15 protein-coding genes are annotated in these 17,123 nt (G+C 60.8%); 8 read left to right on the forward strand and 7 right to left on the reverse strand.

Features of this window, described 5'->3' with window-relative positions; all coding sequences use genetic code 11:
* The 7 genes from AC07YV_RS17950 to AC07YV_RS17980 all read left to right on the forward strand — a co-directional run bounded on the left by AC07YV_RS17950 (nucleotide 1) and on the right by AC07YV_RS17980 (nucleotide 8,348).
* Nucleotides 1–1,443: a mannose-1-phosphate guanylyltransferase/mannose-6-phosphate isomerase gene (locus AC07YV_RS17950; RefSeq protein ID WP_102702021.1), complete on the forward strand. Its 1,443-nt coding sequence runs from the start codon at nucleotides 1–3 to the stop codon at nucleotides 1,441–1,443.
* The gene (locus AC07YV_RS17955; protein WP_102702022.1) at nucleotides 1,444–2,241 is read left to right on the forward strand and encodes an ABC transporter permease; all 798 of its coding nucleotides are present in this window, start codon (nucleotides 1,444–1,446) and stop codon (nucleotides 2,239–2,241) included.
* Complete coding sequence (locus tag AC07YV_RS17960) at nucleotides 2,241–3,494, forward strand: ABC transporter ATP-binding protein (RefSeq protein ID WP_102702023.1); 1,254 nt, start codon at nucleotides 2,241–2,243, stop codon at nucleotides 3,492–3,494. Before AC07YV_RS17955 ends, AC07YV_RS17960 begins: the two co-directional genes overlap by 1 nt.
* The gene (locus AC07YV_RS17965; protein ID WP_102702034.1) at nucleotides 3,491–4,858 is read left to right on the forward strand and encodes a glycosyltransferase family 4 protein; all 1,368 of its coding nucleotides are present in this window, start codon (nucleotides 3,491–3,493) and stop codon (nucleotides 4,856–4,858) included. Before AC07YV_RS17960 ends, AC07YV_RS17965 begins: the two co-directional genes overlap by 4 nt.
* The gene (locus AC07YV_RS17970; RefSeq protein ID WP_102702024.1) at nucleotides 4,842–5,972 is read left to right on the forward strand and encodes a glycosyltransferase family 4 protein; all 1,131 of its coding nucleotides are present in this window, start codon (nucleotides 4,842–4,844) and stop codon (nucleotides 5,970–5,972) included. Before AC07YV_RS17965 ends, AC07YV_RS17970 begins: the two co-directional genes overlap by 17 nt.
* A gap of 1 nt (nucleotide 5,973) precedes the next feature.
* Nucleotides 5,974–7,104: a glycosyltransferase family 4 protein gene (locus AC07YV_RS17975; RefSeq protein WP_102702025.1), complete on the forward strand. Its 1,131-nt coding sequence runs from the start codon at nucleotides 5,974–5,976 to the stop codon at nucleotides 7,102–7,104.
* 326 nt (nucleotides 7,105–7,430) lie between these two features.
* A complete protein-coding gene (locus AC07YV_RS17980; RefSeq protein WP_007970686.1) occupies nucleotides 7,431–8,348 on the forward strand; it encodes a LysR family transcriptional regulator in 918 nt (305 codons plus the stop codon).
* On the opposite strand, the gene AC07YV_RS17985 is transcribed toward AC07YV_RS17980, so the two are convergent.
* From AC07YV_RS17985 to AC07YV_RS18010, 6 genes are all read right to left on the reverse strand, one after another.
* Entirely contained in the window at nucleotides 8,345–8,956 is a 612-nt protein-coding gene (locus tag AC07YV_RS17985; protein ID WP_102702026.1) for an RraA family protein, read from the reverse strand. The genes AC07YV_RS17980 and AC07YV_RS17985 overlap by 4 nt on opposite strands.
* Nucleotides 8,949–9,341 carry a RidA family protein gene (locus AC07YV_RS17990; RefSeq protein WP_102702027.1) on the reverse strand — a complete coding sequence of 131 codons (393 nt, stop codon included), beginning with the start codon at nucleotides 9,339–9,341 and terminating at the stop codon, nucleotides 8,949–8,951. The genes AC07YV_RS17985 and AC07YV_RS17990 overlap by 8 nt, the downstream gene beginning before the upstream one ends.
* Before the next feature lie 18 nt (nucleotides 9,342–9,359).
* On the reverse strand, nucleotides 9,360–10,739 hold the full coding sequence (locus tag AC07YV_RS17995) for an MFS transporter (protein WP_102702028.1): 1,380 nt from the start codon (nucleotides 10,737–10,739) through the stop codon (nucleotides 9,360–9,362).
* Between the two features lie 145 nt (nucleotides 10,740–10,884).
* Nucleotides 10,885–11,823: a 2-hydroxyacid dehydrogenase gene (locus tag AC07YV_RS18000; protein WP_102702029.1), complete on the reverse strand. Its 939-nt coding sequence runs from the start codon at nucleotides 11,821–11,823 to the stop codon at nucleotides 10,885–10,887.
* Nucleotides 11,820–12,575, reverse strand: coding sequence for a class II aldolase/adducin family protein (locus AC07YV_RS18005; protein WP_102702030.1), 756 nt, complete (start codon nucleotides 12,573–12,575; stop codon nucleotides 11,820–11,822). The genes AC07YV_RS18000 and AC07YV_RS18005 overlap by 4 nt, the downstream gene beginning before the upstream one ends.
* Nucleotides 12,572–13,873: an MFS transporter gene (locus tag AC07YV_RS18010; RefSeq protein WP_102702031.1), complete on the reverse strand. Its 1,302-nt coding sequence runs from the start codon at nucleotides 13,871–13,873 to the stop codon at nucleotides 12,572–12,574. The genes AC07YV_RS18005 and AC07YV_RS18010 overlap by 4 nt, the downstream gene beginning before the upstream one ends.
* A gap of 155 nt (nucleotides 13,874–14,028) precedes the next feature.
* Here AC07YV_RS18010 and AC07YV_RS18015 point away from each other — a divergent pair, with 155 nt between their 5' ends.
* Nucleotides 14,029–14,988, forward strand: coding sequence for a LysR family transcriptional regulator (locus AC07YV_RS18015; protein WP_102702032.1), 960 nt, complete (start codon nucleotides 14,029–14,031; stop codon nucleotides 14,986–14,988).
* Nucleotides 14,989–15,000: 12 nt separating this feature from the next.
* Here AC07YV_RS18015 and mrdA read toward each other — a convergent pair whose 3' ends face one another.
* A complete protein-coding gene (gene mrdA / locus AC07YV_RS18020; RefSeq protein ID WP_102702033.1) occupies nucleotides 15,001–16,893 on the reverse strand; it encodes a penicillin-binding protein 2 in 1,893 nt (630 codons plus the stop codon).
* Nucleotides 16,894–17,123 lie beyond the last annotated feature (230 nt).

Here is a 17,123-nt window from a genome sequence, read left to right on the forward strand (position 1 = left end):
ATGCTGATTCCCGTGATTCTCTCCGGCGGTGCCGGGACAAGGTTGTGGCCGGTGTCGCGTGAAGGCCATCCCAAACCGTTCATGGCCTTGCCTGACGGCCAGTCGCTGCTGGGCAAGACCTATCGGCGTGCCGCAGAGCTGCTCGACGGCTGGGGCGATATCGTCACGGTGACCAACCGCGAATACTACTTCCAGAGCAAGGATCACTTTCGGGACGCGCACCTTGGCCGTCATCGCGGGCATTTCCTGTTGGAACCGACGGGGCGCAATACGGCGCCGGCGATTGCCGCCGCCGCCCTCTCCCTCCAGGCCCTGCATGGCGACGACGCGATCATGCTGGTCATGCCGGCCGACCATCTGATCGTCAATGTCGACGCGTTGAAGGACGCGGTCGAGCATGCCGTGACGCTGGCCAGGCGTGGTCACCTGGTGACCTTCGGTGTGGTGCCGAACGCTCCGGAAACCGGTTTTGGCTACATCGAGGCCGGCACGTCACTGGACGACAAAGGCGCTGCCAGCGTGCGGCGCTTCGTCGAAAAACCTGACCTGCAAACCGCGACGCATTACGTGGAAAGCGGCAACTTCCTGTGGAACTCCGGGATGTTCTGCTTCTCGGTCGCCACCCTGCTGGCCGAACTGCAAACCCACGCTCCCGCTTTGCTGGAGCAGACGCAAACCTGCATGGCCGCCAGTGCTGCGGTGGAAAACGCCGGGAGCGTGCAACAGGAACTGTCACCGGCGCTGTTTGGCGAAATCATGGACATTTCCATCGACTACGCGTTGATGGAGCGCTCCGACAAAGTGGCCGTCGTGCCCGCGCGTTTCGACTGGAGCGACATCGGCTCGTGGGGCGCGGTGGCCGCGCTGGTACCGGCGGATGCACAGAACAACCGCGCCGTCGGCGAGGCGATTTTCATCGACAGCCACAACAACTTTGTCCAGAGCGACAACCGCCTGGTAGCGACCGTGGGCGTGGATGACCTGATCATCGTCGACACTGCCGACGCGGTGCTGGTGGCCCACGCCGACCGCGCCCAGGATGTGCGCCGGGTGGCCAGGCAACTCAAGGACAAAGAACATGAGGCCTATCGCCTGCACCGTACGGTCAGCCGGCCATGGGGCACCTACACCGTGCTCGAGGAAGGCCCGCGCTTCAAGATCAAACGTATCGTGGTCAAGCCCGGCGCCAAGTTGTCATTGCAGATGCACCACCATCGCAATGAGCACTGGGTGGTGGTCGAAGGCATGGCCAAGGTCACCAACAACGGCACCGGTACGCATCTGGTGGCCAAGAACGAATCGACCTTCATTGCCGCCGGTCACAAGCATCGCCTGGAGAATCCCGGCGTGATCGACCTTGTGATCATCGAAGTGCAAAGCGGCGAATACCTGGGAGAGGACGACATCGTCCGCTTCGAAGACCAATACGGGCGGACGGTTTGAATGCTGCGTAATCTTTACCAATCCCTGTGGAGTTACCGGGGTTTCATCCTCGGCAGCGTCAAACGGGAGTTTCAGGCGCGTTATCGCAACTCGCTGTTCGGTGCCTTGTGGACCGTACTCAATCCGCTGTCGATGATCCTGGTCTACACGGTGATCTTTTCCACCATCATGCGCGCCCGCTTGCCAGGGGTGGATGACGGTTTGGCTTACAGCGTCTACCTCTGTGCCGGATTGCTGACGTGGGGTTTGTTCGCAGAAATCACCGTCCGCAGTCAGAACATGTTTCTCGACAACGCCAACCTGCTGAAAAAAATCAGCTTCCCGCGGATCTGCCTGCCGGTCATCGTGCTGTTCAACGCCGGCATCAACTTCGCGATCATCATCGGCCTGTTCCTCGGCTTTCTGCTGGTCACCGGGCGACTGCCGGGCATGGCGCTGCTGGCGCTCATTCCTCTGTTCACGTTACAGGTGATGTTTTGTGCCGGGTTGGGGATGATTCTTGGCGTACTGAATGTGTTCTTTCGCGATGTCGGGCAATTTTTCGCCATTTGCCTGCAATTCTGGTTCTGGCTGACGCCGATCGTGTACCCGATGAGTATTCTGCCCGATTGGGTGCAGCGCCTGCTGCAACTCAACCCTCTGACCAACCTGATGTCCAGCTACCAGAACCTGTTTCTTTACGGTCAATGGCCCGTCTGGAGTTCGCTGCTGCCGATCATGGTCGCCAGCGTCTTGTTCTTCGTCATCGGACTGCGACTGTTTCGACAGCGGGTCGGCGAAATGGTGGATGAACTCTGATGGGACACATACGCGTCACCGGCCTGGGCAAGGCCTATAAACAGTACCCTACCCGCTGGAGTCGACTGGCCGAGTGGCTGATCCCGTTTTCGCCGATCCGTCATCGCCAGCATTGGGTGCTACAAGACGTGACTTTCCAGATTGCCCCCGGAGAATCGGTGGGCATCGTCGGGGTCAACGGCGCCGGCAAAAGCACCTTGTTGAAGATGATCACCGGCACCACCCAACCCACCTGCGGCACCATTGAGCTCGAAGGCCGCGTCGCCGCCCTGCTGGAACTGGGCATGGGTTTTCATGCGGACTTTACCGGCCGGCAGAATGCCGTCATGGCCGGGCAATTGCTGGGCATGCAGGTCGAAGAAATAGAAGCATTGATGCCGGAAATCGAACGTTTCGCGGAAATTGGCGACGCCATCGACCACCCGGTGCGTACTTATTCCAGCGGCATGCAAATGCGTCTGGCGTTCAGCGTGGCCACTGCGCGACGCCCGGACATTTTGATCGTCGACGAAGCACTGTCGGTGGGCGACGCCTACTTCCAGCACAAAAGCTTCGACCGCATCCGCAGCTTTCGCAAAGCCGGTACCACGCTGCTGATCGTCTCCCATGACCGAGGGGCGATTCAGTCGATCTGCGACTCGGCGATCCTCCTGGAAAACGGCCACATGGCCATGCATGACACCCCCGAAACCGTCATGGATTACTACAACGCCCTGCTCGCCAAGCGTGAAGGCCAGACCGTGCGCCAGGAAGCCCTCGCTGGTGGCCAGGTCAGTACCATTTCGGGAACGGGTGAAGCCGGGATTCTGACCGTACGCTTGCTCGACAAACATGAGCGCTCCATCGACGCCGCCGAAGTCGGCCAGCCGGTCGTGCTGGAGGTGAATGTCGAAGTTCGCCAGGACATCGAGCGGCTGGTGCTGGGCTTCATGATCAAGGATCGCCTGGGCCAGGCCATGTACGGCATCAACACCCATCGCCTGGATCAGGCGCTGACCGATCTGCAGGCTGGTGAGCGCGTGACCTACCGCTTTGCTTTCGTCATGGGGCTGGGCAAGGGTAACTATTCCGTGGCGTTGAGCTTGTCTCGCCTGGATTCACACCTGGACCGCAACTTCGAGTGGCGCGATTACGGGTTGGTGTTCCATGTGATCAACAACCGCCAGGAAGATTTTGTCGGCTGCTCGTGGCTGGCCGCGAAGACCACCGTCACGCGCTCGAGCGCGCCGGTCACCTCGGGGATTACGCCATGACCCGTCTTTTGGTGGAATGCACCCACGTATTCCAACACCCCAAGGTCAATTCGGGCATTCAGCGGGTGGTGCGCAACGTCGTCAATCAGCTACCGGAGTCTGTCGACGGCGTTGAATGCATCCCGGTTGTGTTGCTTAAAGGCAAACTCTATCGGGTACTGAAACTCGGCGCGCTGAACATTCCGTTTTTCGATGCCTTGATGATCTTTGGCGGACGACTTGGGCGCTTGGCTCACCGCTTCTGGCAACTGCATCAGCGCCTGCACAACCGAAGCAACTCGCGGCTGATCAAGCGCCTGCTGCACGTGGTCTACCGGGTGACAGCGGTTACCTGTTTCGGCCTTCCACTACGTGTGATCGAGTTCATCGATCAGTATCATCTGCCCAAACGTTGCTCGCCGCTGCAGCACCAACCGGGAGATCAACTGGTGTTGCTGGATTCGTCCTGGCACACCGACTTTTTCCCGTTTGCCGAACAGCTCAAACGTGAAGGCGTGGGCATCGTTTCAGTGATCTACGACCTGATTCCCCTGACTCACCCGCAGTTCTACGACACACGTCTGGTGCAGGTGTTCAACGAGTGGTTCGACTGGATCACCCGGACCGCCGATGGCTACGTGGCCATTTCCGCCACGGTGCGTGACCAGGTGCGAGAGGAGGTTCAGCACCGCCTGGGCACTGCCAAGTCCAACCAGTTGTGGTTCGATTATTTTCACTTGGGCTCCGAACTCGATCTGAGCGAAGTCACCGCCGCCGTGGAACCGCGTCTTGCCCGGCTGTTCGAGACGCCGGAACCGGTATTTTTGATGGTCAGTACCATCGAACCGCGGAAAAACCACGACTACCTGCTGGACGCTTTCGAGCTGGCCTGGGCGGCGGGCTCCAAGGCCCGGCTGTGTATCGCCGGTCGGGTAGGCTGGAAATGCGACGCCCTGCTCGCCCGGGTACGCAATCACCCGCAACTGAACCAACGACTGTTCATGTTCAATGACCTGAGTGACACCAGCCTCGAACATGCCTACACCCACGCCAGTTCACTGGTGTTTCCGTCTTTTGTGGAAGGCTTTGGTCTGCCGCTGGTGGAGGCCATGCAGCGTGGACTGCCGGCCATGGGCAGCGACATTGCGGTCTTTCGTGAAATAGGCGGCGAGTTCATGGCGTATTTCGACCTGGCCGAGCCACAAAGCCTGGCTGATCTGGTCATTGGTTTCGAGAGCAGCGGTCAATTCCCGGCCACTCGCGATGTCGCGGACTGGCGCTGGATCGGCTGGCGTGAGGCCAGTGCGCAACTGGCTGAACGCACCCTGCGCAATCTTGTAGACGTGCCGCTCATGGAAGAGAGGCAACATGCGAATTGCCCTTAACGCGCGGATTCTCCAGGCGCCACGTACCGGCATCGGCCACTACGTCGCCGAACTGGCGAACGCCCTGGCGGGTGAACCGGATATTGAACTGGCGCTGTTTCATGGCTGGGGCTGGAGTACTGTGCTGCCTGAAGCGGCCATGCCCGGTTATTCCCGACTGACACCATTGCTGCGGCAGATTCCGGGCGCCTATCAGGCCCGACGGTGGCTGGAGCAGAAACGCTTCGATCAAGGTCGCACGCAAGCCATCGACCTCTACCACGAGCCGAGCCTGTGGCCGCTGTCGTTCAACGGCCCGACCATCATCACGCTGCATGACCTCACCCACCTGCACTATCCCGACAGCCAACCACCGGCCCGTCTGCGCGAAATCGAGCGACGACTGGCCGACGGCGTACAACGGGCGCGGCTGATTCTGACAGACTCGCAGCACATCGCCGATGAAGCGCAGGCCTGGTTCGCACTGCCGGCCGAGCGCTTCGTGGTGGCACCGCTGGGTGTGGCCGCACGATTCCACCCGCGTGAAGCCGAGACCATCGATCGCGTCCTCAAGACCCACGGCGTCGAGGCGCGGGAGTATTTTCTCTGCGTCGGTACCCTGGAGCCGCGCAAGAACCTGACCCAGGCCCTGCGCGCCCATGCGCTACTGCCGGAAACCGTGCGCCAGCGTTTTCCCTTGCTGATCGCCGGTATGGCCGGCTGGCAGCGTCAGCAGTTCAACGACGAGTTACGTTCGGCCCTCGCCTCAGGTCATGTGTGTCTGCTGGGGTACCTGCCCGACGAGGACCTGGCGCAGTTGCTGGCCGGTGCCCGGGCGCTGGTCTTCCCTTCCTTGTACGAGGGGTTCGGCCTGCCGGTGCTGGAAGCCATGGCCAGTGGCACCCCGGTGATTCTGACGGGTATATCGGCGATGCCGGAAGTGGCTGGCGATGCCGGCAACTACATCGAGGCGCACGACCCGGACACCTTGCGCGATGCCATGCAGCGGTTGATCGACGACCCGGCACACTGGCAGGCCTGTCGCGAGGCGGGTTTGCAGCGAGCGAAGCTTTTTTCCTGGGAGCGTTGTGCGACGGTGACCGCCCGCGCCTACCGCCAGGCTATGGAGAACTGATATGCGCGTTCTGCACTTTTACAAAACCTATTTGCCCGACTCCATGGGCGGCATCGCGCAAGTCATTTTCCAGATGAGCGAAATTGGCGTGCGCCATGGTGTCGACAGCACGGTACTGACCCTGAGCAATAACCCGGCACCGGGCGTGTTGCAGATCCGCGAGCACCAGGTGCATCAGGCCAGAATGGATTTTCAATTCGCCTCCACCGGTTTTTCCTACAGCGTGTTCAAGCAGTTTCGTGAACTCGCGGCTGAGGCCGACGTGGTCAACTACCACTTCCCCTGGCCTTTCATGGACCTTGTACATTTTGCAAGCTCCACCAAAAAGCCCAGCGTGGTGAGTTACCACTCCGACATCATTCGCCAGCGTTATTTGCTCAAGCTGTACCGTCCGTTGATGCGCCGGTTCCTGGACAGCGCGGATCGAATCACCGTGGCGTCCCCCAACTACTTTCACACCAGCGACGTGCTCAAGGACTACCGGGACAAGACCCGGGTCATCACCTACGGCCTGGACAAGTCGGGTTATCCGAAGCACGACGCGGCTCGGACCGAGCGCTGGCGCCAGAAGCTGGGGGACAAGTTCTTCCTGTTCGTCGGTGTCATGCGCTACTACAAGGGGCTGCACATCCTGCTTGAAGCGATGCAGGGGTTGAACTATCCCGTGGTGATCGTCGGTGCCGGCCCGCTGGAAGCAGAGCTGCATGCCCAGGCCAGGGCGCTGGGCCTGCAGAACCTGCACTTTCTCGGCTTCCTCGGTGATGAAGACAAGGTTGCCTTGCTCGAGTTGAGTTATGCGGTGGTGTTCCCGTCGCACCTGCGCTCCGAAGCATTCGGCATTTCACTGCTTGAGGGCGCGATGTATGGCAAACCGATGATCTCCAGCGAGATTGGCACGGGCACCAGTTACATCAACATCCATAACGAAACCGGGCTGGTGGTGCCGCCGAGCAATCCATTGGCGTTTCGTGAGGCGATGCGCACGCTTTGGGAAAACCCGGCGCTGGCGGCACAAATGGGCGAGAAGGCGCAGGCCCGCTATCAGAATCTGTTTACGGCGGACGAAATGGGTCGCAAATGGGCGGCGTTGTATGAGGAACTGCTGGAAGAAAAAAACCTCGCCTACGCATGATAATGCTGCTCACTTAAGGACGAACACTGTATCTGTGGCGAGGGAGCTTGCTCCCGCTGGGGCTGCGAAGCGGCCCTAAAAATGGGACTGCTGCGCAGTCCAGCGGGAGCAAGCTCCCTCGCCACAGGTTGCTTATTGTTCGCCCTATCTCTTAAGTGAACAGCGCTACGCCTACGCATGAGGCTTTTTTGCAGGATCCGACTGGCCTCGGCTGCGGCGTGCCAACAGTGTTACGATCCCGCGACTGTAGATTTTCCATGGCTTGCGCACGGCGTGTGCAAGCCGTCGACTTTCCCCATTGGCCCCTGACTGGCTGCTGACCGCCTATGCAACGCCTGCTCAATGACCGCCTGGACTGGAACCTGCTGCGCACCTTTCGGGTGATTGGCCAGGAGCTGAGCATCAGCCGCGCCGCCGCCCGCCTGCACCTGACACAACCGGCCGTGAGTCAGGCACTCAAGCGCCTGGAAGAACAACTGGGCCGCCAACTGATTGCCCGTCGCGGACCACGCTTTGCCCTGACCGAAGTCGGCGAGCAGATCTTCGCCCTGGCCGGGGAAATCTACGGGCAGATGTCCCAGGTCAGCAGCGTGCTGGAACAGCCGGCCGATGAAGTGATCGGCAAAGTGCGTCTTCTGATCATCAGCCGGATTTTCTCCGAGCGCTTTGATGACTTCCTCGCCGACTTCCATCGCCAATACCCGCGCGTCGATCTGGAAGTCGATGTGATGCGCAGTTCCGACATCGTCAGCGCCCTTCAGGAAAAAACCGCGACCCTCGGCCTGAGCCTCAATCGGCGCCCGCAGCCACGCCTGGAGCAGCGTTTGTTCCTGCGTCAACGCTATGCGTTTTTCTGCGGCAAGCACCATGGACTGTTCGGCCGACAGGACGTCGCCGAAGGGGATTTGCAACGGGAGAACTTCGTCAGCTTCACCAGTGACCAGATCGGCGGCATGCTCTCGCCGCTGACGATCTTCCGTGATCAGCAGGGTTTCAGCGGGCGCATCGTCGCGTCGTCACCGAGCCTGGAAGAAGTCCGGCGACTGGTCATCGCCGGCTTCGGTATCGGCTGTTTGCCCGAACACGTGGTGGCGGCGGATGTCGACGCCGGATTGCTCTGGCGCCTGCCGCCCCACGAAGGGATTGCCGATGTCGACATTCATTTGCTGTGGAACCGCGAACAGCGCATGAGCCGGGCCGAGACGATCTTTCTTGAAAGCCTGCAGCAACGGCTGACGGACTAAACGCGCAAGACCTGCGTCACTGGCTCACCGGCGCACAAGCGTTCGAGCAAGCGCGGCTCGGCACGGTCCGAAGCCAGTGCCTGCTCGATGACCGCCACCGCCGATGCCGTGTCGAGAAACAACACGCCGTTGTCGTCCGCCAGCACCCAATCCCCCGGTTGCACCGTCACGCCGGCGCAGTGAACGGGCTGATTGATGGCGCTGTCATTGCGTCCGTGCAGCTTGGTGGTCAACAGGCTGGTGCCACGGGCGAACACCGGCAGCCCGGCTTCGCGCAGTTCCAGCAGGTCGGTCACCGCGCCATCCACCACAATGCCCACCGCCCCGGCGCAGCGTGCCGCGCAACTGGTCACCGCACCGACCGGGGCGTGCCGATGGTCGCCTCCCGTGTCGATCACCAGCACGTCGCCCGGCCTGATCTGCGCCAGGGCCCGGTTGACGGCAATGGCATCGGCGCCCAGCAGTTTCAGGGTCAAGGCTCGGCCAACGACTTTCACATTGGGCACCATGGCCTGCAGTTGCGGGTCGGCGAATCCCTCTTCGAGAAAATGCCCGAGGGTCGGAAAGCTCACCGCCTTGAGCTGTTCGATCAGTTGCGACTCATCCATGTTGCAGCTCCCCGCCAATCAGTTCGGCGACACAGTCGATTTCCAGCGATACCCCCCACAGTGCCACGCAGACCGTGGTGCGCGCCGGCGGCGCATGGCCGAGGAGCTCGCGGTACACGGCGTTGAACGGCTCCAGCTGTGCGGGATCGGTCAGGTAGGCATTGACCTTGATCACATGGCTGAAACCGGACCCGGCTTCAATCAGGATCGCTTCGAGGTTGCGCAAGGTTTGCCGCACCTGCTCGGGGAAATCGGCAGGCTGGTCGTCGAGGCCGCTTTGAGCCGGGATCTGCCCGGCAGTGAACACCAGGTGACCGCTGACCACGGCCTGGGAGTAAGGGCCGACCGGGCCGATGTAGCCCGGGGCCGATTGAATTCTGCGCATGCTGTTGAACTCCGGAAGTCAGGCCGTAGCCGATTTGAAGGGTTTGCCGGGGGCCGGATCGTCTGTCGGGACGACGCTCGGGATTTCGCTGATGTCCTTCTTGAAGGTTTCGGTCAGCAGCAATAGCGCCACCAGTGAAATCAAGGCCGCACCGATCATGTACCAGGCCACCGACGACCCTTTGCCCGTCGCGGCCAGCAATGCCGTGGTGACGATGGGTGTCGCCGCGCTGCCGAGCAGGCCGGACAACATGTAGCTGATGGACAACCCGGAATACCGCACGCGGGTGCCGAACAGTTCGGCGAGGAAGGTCGCGATCGGCCCGTAGTTCGCGGCGAATGCAGTCATCAACAACAGATAACCGAACACCACCATCGGCAGCTCTTTGGTGTCCATCAGCCAGAACATCGGGAACGCCACCAGCGCTTCGGCGATGATGCCGCCGACAATGATCGGCTTGCGTCCGAAACGATCCGAGAGCGCACCGAACACCGGCAACATGACGATGCACCAGGCGCAGGACAGCAGCACCACACCGAGCATCACGCCGCGGCTGAAGCCGAGGTTCTGCGTGCCATACGTCAAACCGAACGCCACGATAATGTTGAACGAAGCGCCCGTAGACATGGTGGCGATACCGCCCAGCACCACTTGCTTCCAGTACTTGCGGAACACTTCCGCCAACGGCATCTTCACCTGCACCTCGGCCTCCTTGACCTTGTTGAAGGCCGGGGTTTCCGCGATGTTCAGGCGGATGTACAAGCCGACGGCGATCAGCAACACGCTGGCCAGGAACGGGATACGCCAGCCCCAGGCCAACAGTTCCTCAGGGGACAGCCACGCCGCGATCAACAGGAAGGCCAGGTTGGCAATCATGGTCCCGGCCGGTACGCCGATCTGCACCCAGGAACCGTACAGGCCACGCTTGTTGGCCGGCGCATGCTCCACCGCCATCAACACCGCCCCGCCCCATTCGCCACCCAATGCCAGGCCTTGCACGACCCTGAGCAGCAACAACAGGATCGGCGCCCAGATACCGATGGTGGCAAAGTCCGGCAACAGGCCGATGGCGAAGGTGGCCGCGCCCATGGTCAGCAGCGAAATCAACAGCATCGACTTGCGCCCCAGGCGATCACCGAAATGCCCGAACAATGCCGCACCGACAATCCGCGCCAGATACGCCGAAGCGAAGGTGCCAAAAGCCAGCAGTGTTCCGATCAGCGGCACGAAATCCGGAAAGAACACTTTGTTGAACACCAGCGCCGAGGCCGTGGCAAACACGAACAAGTCGTACCACTCCACGGTGGTGCCGATCACGCTGGCCACCGCGACTTTTTTCATACTGATTTCAACTTCCGGTGGTGCGCCGGACTTTTCTGCGGACGATAGATCGCTCATCACTGTCTCCAGGAATTCATCAAGAACTCGTTATTTAATTGTTTTGACTGGCAGTAAAACGGTTGAGGCGAAGGTTGTTGTTATGGCTCGCCCAACTGAGCGGGCGAGTTCGCAGGGCATTTTTATCGGTTGGATAGCGGTGGGTTCAGTAACCCAGTAATCGGTCCGCACAGTTCAATAACGGTTCGCCGCTATTCAATCGGCGGAAGTTTTCCGCCACTTGTTCGGCAATACAATCATGGGAAGCCGCCGAAGCCATGTGCGGGGTGATGGTGACACCGGGCATGCTCCAGAGCCGGTGATCGACCGGCAGCGGTTCCTGTTCGAAAACATCCAGCAGCGCACCGCGCAGTTGTCCTCTGGTCAATGCCTGTTCGAGGTCGTCGATGTTCAGATGACCGCCCCGGCCACAGTTGACCAGTGCTGCGCCGTTGGCGAGTCGGTCGAACGTGGCCCGGCCGAGGATGCCGCGGGTTTCGCTGGTGAGTGGCAACAGGTTGATCAGCAACTCGACGCCGTCGAGAAACGGATTCAACCCATCGGCCCCGGCGAACGTACGTACAGGCAGGTCCTTGCTGCGCCGCGCCCAACCGCGCACGTCATAACCGGCGGCGGCCAGATCCAGGGCAATCGCGCTGCCCAGCGATCCGAGCCCCATCACACCGACCTTGAACTGCCCCGCCGCCCGTTGCAGCGGCCGTTCCCAGCGTTGCTCCCGTTGTTGCGACAACACTTGGTCGAAACCGCGGTGATAGTGGATCACCGCCCAGCGCACGTATTCGGTCATGCCCTGGCGATGCCCTGGGTCGACCACGCGGCAAATCGGCAGGTCCGGGCAGGACGGATCGTGGTCGAGGTGGTCGATACCGGCGGCCACCGAGTGAATCACCTGCAGGTTCGGCAATGCACCGAGACTGCCCGGCAAGGGAAACCAGCACGCTGCCATCTGCGCATTGGCGGCCCGGGAATCGTCGGCCAGCACGGCCGTGAGCTGCGGCGCACTGCGGGCAAACGCCGCCTGCAATTGCTTGAGCAGCAAGGTGTCGCGGGACAGCAGAACCACGGTGTTGATGTCGGCGTTCATGACAAATAAGACTCGCGCTGGGATTCGATCAACGTCAGGGCGGCCTCCCAGGCCAGGTCGATGATGTTGTCCTGCTCATCACGGTCAAACTGTTCGGCGGTGTGCGCACACACTTCCGGCGACGGGTAATGCAATGCCGAACCACCGGCCAGCGCCTGCACCTGGGCCTGACAGGCGCGCTCCAGAAAGTGGATTTCCTGGAACGCCTGGGCCACCCCGGAACCACCCACCAGCAAACCGTGATTGCGCAAGATCATCGCCCGGTGCGGGCCGAGGTCGGCAATCAAGCGCTCGCGCTCATCCAGTGACAGCGCGATGCCCTCATAGGTGTGATAGGCCAGCTTGCCGTAGAACTTCAATGCGTGCTGACTGATCGGCAGCAAGCCTTGCTTCTGCGCCGCGACCGCCATGCCCGCCGCCGTGTGGGTGTGGATCACACAGTTCAGGTCCGGACGCGCCATGTGGATCGCCGAGTGGATCACGAAGCCGGCAGCGTTGACCCGATGGCCGGTGTACTCCGGGTCGACCACCCGCCCTTCCTGATCGATGCGCACCAGGTCCGAGGCGCGCATGCGGTCGAAGATCACGCCATAGCGGTTGATCAGGAAGTGGTGTTCAGGCCCCGGAATCCGCAGGGTGATGTGGGTGTCGATCAGGTCGGTCATGCGAAAGTGCGCGACCAGTCGATACAGCGCCGCCAGTTCGCAACGGGCTTGCCATTCAACCGGGTCGATGTGTGCAGGTTTACTCACGAATACACCTCTTTGACAGCGTGGGTGACGACCGGGTTGGCGCGCAGGCGGGCCAACCCGCAAACACCGATCAGGGACAGGGCCGAGAGCAAGGTGAAGAACACCGCCAGCGGCAACCATTGTCCGGAAAACTTGCTGGCCAGCAGGGTGCCGATCAGGGGCGTGCTTCCCCCGGCCACGGCGCAAGCCAGTTGATAGGCGATGGAAATGCCCGAGTAGCGCAGGTGCACCGGGAAAGCCTGGGTCATGTAGCCGGCGATCACCGCGTACAGCGCCGAGAGAATCACCACGGCCAACGCGATGCCGAGCGTCATCAACAGAATGTTCTGCGTGCCCACCAGCAGGAACATCGGGTAGGGCGTGAGCATGCACAGCAGTGCGACCCATTTGAGAAAACGTCCTTCACCGATACGTTCGGCCAGCAGTGCCGAGAGCGGTTGCGAGAGCAGCTGGATGATGGTCACCAGAAACAGGCAATCGAGAATCGTCGAACGGGCAATGCCCTGGTACTGGGTGACGTAGGTGATCATGAAGGTGTTGGTGAAGAAGAACCCGGCCGAGCCGATGGTCACCGCAGCGGCGGCGAACAGGATCTGCCGCCAGCAGGTGCGGATCACGTCCATCACCGGGTATTTGGCGGTCTCGTTGTTGTCCTGGACCTTGGCGAACTCCGGCGACTCGTGAACGCCGGAGCGGATCAACAGGCCGACCATCATCAATACGCCGCTGGCGAGGAACGGCAGACGCCATCCCCAGGCGAGAAACTCCTCTGGCTCAAGGGACGTCACCAGGCGGAAAGCGATCAGTGCCAGCAACAAGCCGGCCGGGCTGCCGAGCTGGGCGAACGAGGCGTAGAACGTCTTGCGCCTGGCCGGTGCGTGTTCGCTCGCCATCAACACCGCCCCGCCCCACTCGCCACCAACCGAAATGCCCTGGATCAAACGCAGCACGATCAGACCGATCGGCGCCCAGATGCCGACGCTGGCATAGGTCGGCAACAGGCCAATGCCGGCGGTGGCGATGCCCATCAAGGCCATGGTCACCAGGAGCATTTTCTTGCGCCCGAGACGGTCGCCCAGATGACCGAACACCATCCCGGCCATGGGCCGCGCAATGAAGCCGACAGCGAAGCTGCCAAATGCCGCGAGGGTACTCATGACCGGGTCGCTGCTGGGGAAGAACACTTGCCCGAGGACCAGCGCCGCCGCGGTGGCGTAGATGTAGAAGTCGTAGAACTCGATGGTCGTGCCAATGAAGGCCGCGGCCGCGGCTCGGCGCGGTTGGGGAGTAGTGTGCATGCAAGGACCCTGTGTACTTATAGTTTTTGGGCAGGTGTTAAGGCGGATGACGGTTGCGCTCTATGGCGCTTGTAGGCTTTATCGCTTCCATGCCAGGATTAGTCAATTTTCAAATCCTTATCTTTACTATTAGCACTGCTACTGCATGAGGTTTTATGTCCTCCACTTCCAACCCGTGGGTCGGCCGGCGCTTTCTCAATGACCGCCTCGACTGGAACCTGCTGCGTACCTATCTGGTCATCGGCCAGGAAGGCAGCATGAGCCGCGCTGCCGCGCGCCTGCACATCACCCAGTCGGCCGTCAGCCAGGCGCTGAAACGACTGGAAGAACAGCTCGAATGCGTGCTGATTGCCCGCAGCGGTCGACGCTTTGATCTGACGGAAACCGGGGAAGAAGTCCTGCGCATCGCGGCCGATATCTACGGTGATATTTCACGCCTGGGGACGGTGGTGGAGAGTCGTCACGACGACCTGGTGGGCAAGATCCGTATCCTGACCGTCAGCGGTGTGCAGGCTCGGCATTACGATGAATTCCTCGCTGACTTCCATGAAACCCACCCGAAAATCGAGCTGGAAGTCGAGGTGATGGGCAGCTCGAACATCATCAGTTCGCTGCTGCAAAAAACCGCGACCATTGGCGTCGGCCTGTGTCGTCTGCCACAGCCGCGGCTGGAACAGCGGGTGCTGTTTCGCGAGACCTACGCTTACTTTTGTGGCCAGCGCCATCGCCTGTTCGGGCAAGAGAATCTGACCCTGGAACAACTGTCGGCGGAAAACTTCGTCAGCTTCACCAGCGACCAATTGGGCGGCAATCTTTCACCCCTGACGCTGTTCCGCGATCAGCAAGGCTTCACCGGCAAGATCGTCGCGTCCTCCACCAGTTTCGAAGAAATTTACCGCCTGATCTGCGCGGGTTACGGCATCGGCGCCTTGCCCACGCATCTGGTGCGCCGGGATGTCGAGCAAGGTCTGCTCTGGCGCCTGCCGCCGGAAGACGGCGTGGTGGATTTCGATATCCAGTTGTTGTGGAATCGCGAACAGAAGATGAGCCAGGCCGAAACGGTGTTCCTCGAGAGCTTCCAGCACATGCTCAGCATCCGCGAGCCTGTGCTGTGAAGCCCTGACGCTTCAGACGTGAGGATCGCCCGGCGCCTTTCCCGGTGCCGCGTACTGCGGCTTCAGGTGCCCGTCCTGATCGAGTAGCCAGGCGTCCATGATCTGCCGGACGACCGGTCCGGCGACGCGGCCACCCGCCTCACCGTTTTCGATCATCACCGAAATCACGATCTTCGGGTGCTCGGCCGGGGCGAAACCGACGAACAAGGCATTGTCGCGGTTACGCTCACGGGTTTTCTCCCGGTTGTAGCGTTCGCCCTGCTTGATCGCCACCACTTGCGCGGTACCACTCTTGCCGGCAATACGGTATTGCGCGCCCGCGGCGGCGGCCCGGGCAATCCCCCGGGCATCGTGCATCACCATCTGCATGCCATGGTTGACCTGCTCCCAGTCGCGTGGATCCTTGAGCAGAATATTGGGCATTGGATGCTCGTCCACCGGCGCGACGCCGTCCACGGTTTTGGCCAGGTGCGGGCGATTCCACACGCCTTTGTTGGCAATCAGCGCCGTGGCTTGGGCCAATTGCAGCGGCGTGACCTGCATGTAGCCCTGGCCGATACCGAGAATCACCGACTCGCCCGGAAACCAGGCCTGCCGACGCGTGGCGCGCTTCCATGCCTGGGATGGCATCAAGCCGGGAGATTCTTCGTTCATGTCCAGGGAAACTTTCTCACCCAGTCCGAACATCGCCATGTAGTCGTGCAGGCGATCGATCCCCAGCTTGTGTGCGAGGTCATAGAAATAGGTGTCGTTGGAACGCATAATCGCTGCATCCATATCCACCCAGCCATCGCCGCTGTGGTTCCAGTTACGGTACTTGTGATCGAAATCCGGCAGCTGGTAATAACCGGGGTCGAACACTCGGGTCTGTGGCGTGACGACCCCCGCGTCGAGGCCGGCGATTGCCACTTCCGGCTTGATGGTCGAACCCGGCGCGTACAGGCCGCGCAGCACACGGTTGAACAGCGGTCGGTCGACGGAGTCGCGTAGCGTGGAGTACTCCCTGGAGCTGATGCCGGTGACGAACAGATTAGGGTCGAAACTCGGGTTACTGACCATGGCCAGCACTTCGCCGGTCGACGGATCGAGCGCAACCACCGAGCCGCGACGATCGCCCAGGGCTTGCTCGGCGGCTTCCTGCAGCTTGACGTCGAGGCTCAGGACAATGTTTTCACCCGGCACCGGATCCGTGTGCTTGAGCACTCGCAGCACGCGGCCCTGGGCGTTGGTTTCGACTTCCTCATAACCGACATGGCCGTGCAGTTGCGCCTCGTAGAATTTTTCGATGCCGGTCTTGCCAATGGATTGGGTGCCTCGGTACTCGACCGTATCCAGGGTCTTTGACTCTTTCTCGTTGATGCGTCCGACGTAGCCGACCGAATGCGCGAAGTGCGCGCCCAACGGATAGTGCCGAACGAACTGCGGCTCGACATCGATGCCCGGCAAGCGAAATTCGTTGACAGCGAGTACGGCGATCTGTTCTTCGCTCAGTTCATAGAACAGCGTCACCGGTACGAAGGGGTGACGTGCCTGCTTCATCACCTTGTCGAATTGCGAGCGGTCTTCAGCGGACAAGTGCAGGAGATTGACGACCTCGTCCAGCTCTTCGTTGACATTGGAAGCACGTTCGCGGGTGATGGTCAGGTTGAAGCTGGGGCGGTTGTCCGCGAGGAGTACGCCATTGCGGTCATAGATCAATCCGCGGGTAGGCGTAATCGGCAGGACATGTACGCGATTGTTTTCGGAGATGGTCGAGTGATAGTCGAACTCGACGACCTGCAGGACATACAGGCGTACCACCAGAGCACAGGTAATGGCGGCAACGAACAAGGCGCAGGCCATGAGTCTCTTGTTGACCAGGCGTGTTTCTTTTTCGTGGTCCTTGATCGGTATCGGTTCAGGCACTTGTGCAGCAACTCTTTGAAAAGAATGCCGATCCGTGGGCGCAGACTCAGTCCATTAAAAATGAGCTGCACCTTACCAAACCCGGGAAGTCAGGTTTGTGTGATTTTTTTCACAATTGACCTTGAATGGGTCGTTCCCTGTTTTTCACGCGCAAAAACAAAACCCCAACTGCTTTCGCAATTGGGGTTTCGGAATTTAATCTTGACGATGACCTACTCTCACATGGGGAA

It is taken from the genome of Pseudomonas sp. GW456-E7, from assembly GCF_059424105.1.

Bases quoted from the DNA above. Each gene is read 5' to 3' on its own strand.
- AC07YV_RS17950 (WP_102702021.1), top strand. From the start codon at position 1: ATGCTGATTCCCGTGATTCTCTCCGGCGGTGCCGGGACAAGGTTGTGG.
- AC07YV_RS17955 (WP_102702022.1), top strand. From the start codon at position 1,444: ATGCTGCGTAATCTTTACCAATCCCTGTGGAGTTACCGGGGTTTCATC.
- AC07YV_RS17960 (WP_102702023.1), top strand. From the start codon at position 2,241: ATGGGACACATACGCGTCACCGGCCTGGGCAAGGCCTATAAACAGTAC.
- AC07YV_RS17965 (WP_102702034.1), top strand. From the start codon at position 3,491: ATGACCCGTCTTTTGGTGGAATGCACCCACGTATTCCAACACCCCAAG.
- AC07YV_RS17970 (WP_102702024.1), top strand. From the start codon at position 4,842: ATGCGAATTGCCCTTAACGCGCGGATTCTCCAGGCGCCACGTACCGGC.
- AC07YV_RS17975 (WP_102702025.1), top strand. From the start codon at position 5,974: ATGCGCGTTCTGCACTTTTACAAAACCTATTTGCCCGACTCCATGGGC.
- AC07YV_RS17980 (WP_007970686.1), top strand. From the start codon at position 7,431: ATGCAACGCCTGCTCAATGACCGCCTGGACTGGAACCTGCTGCGCACC.
- AC07YV_RS17985 (WP_102702026.1), bottom strand. From the start codon at position 8,956: ATGGATGAGTCGCAACTGATCGAACAGCTCAAGGCGGTGAGCTTTCCG.
- AC07YV_RS17990 (WP_102702027.1), bottom strand. From the start codon at position 9,341: ATGCGCAGAATTCAATCGGCCCCGGGCTACATCGGCCCGGTCGGCCCT.
- AC07YV_RS17995 (WP_102702028.1), bottom strand. From the start codon at position 10,739: ATGAGCGATCTATCGTCCGCAGAAAAGTCCGGCGCACCACCGGAAGTT.
- AC07YV_RS18000 (WP_102702029.1), bottom strand. From the start codon at position 11,823: ATGAACGCCGACATCAACACCGTGGTTCTGCTGTCCCGCGACACCTTG.
- AC07YV_RS18010 (WP_102702031.1), bottom strand. From the start codon at position 13,873: ATGCACACTACTCCCCAACCGCGCCGAGCCGCGGCCGCGGCCTTCATT.
- AC07YV_RS18015 (WP_102702032.1), top strand. From the start codon at position 14,029: ATGTCCTCCACTTCCAACCCGTGGGTCGGCCGGCGCTTTCTCAATGAC.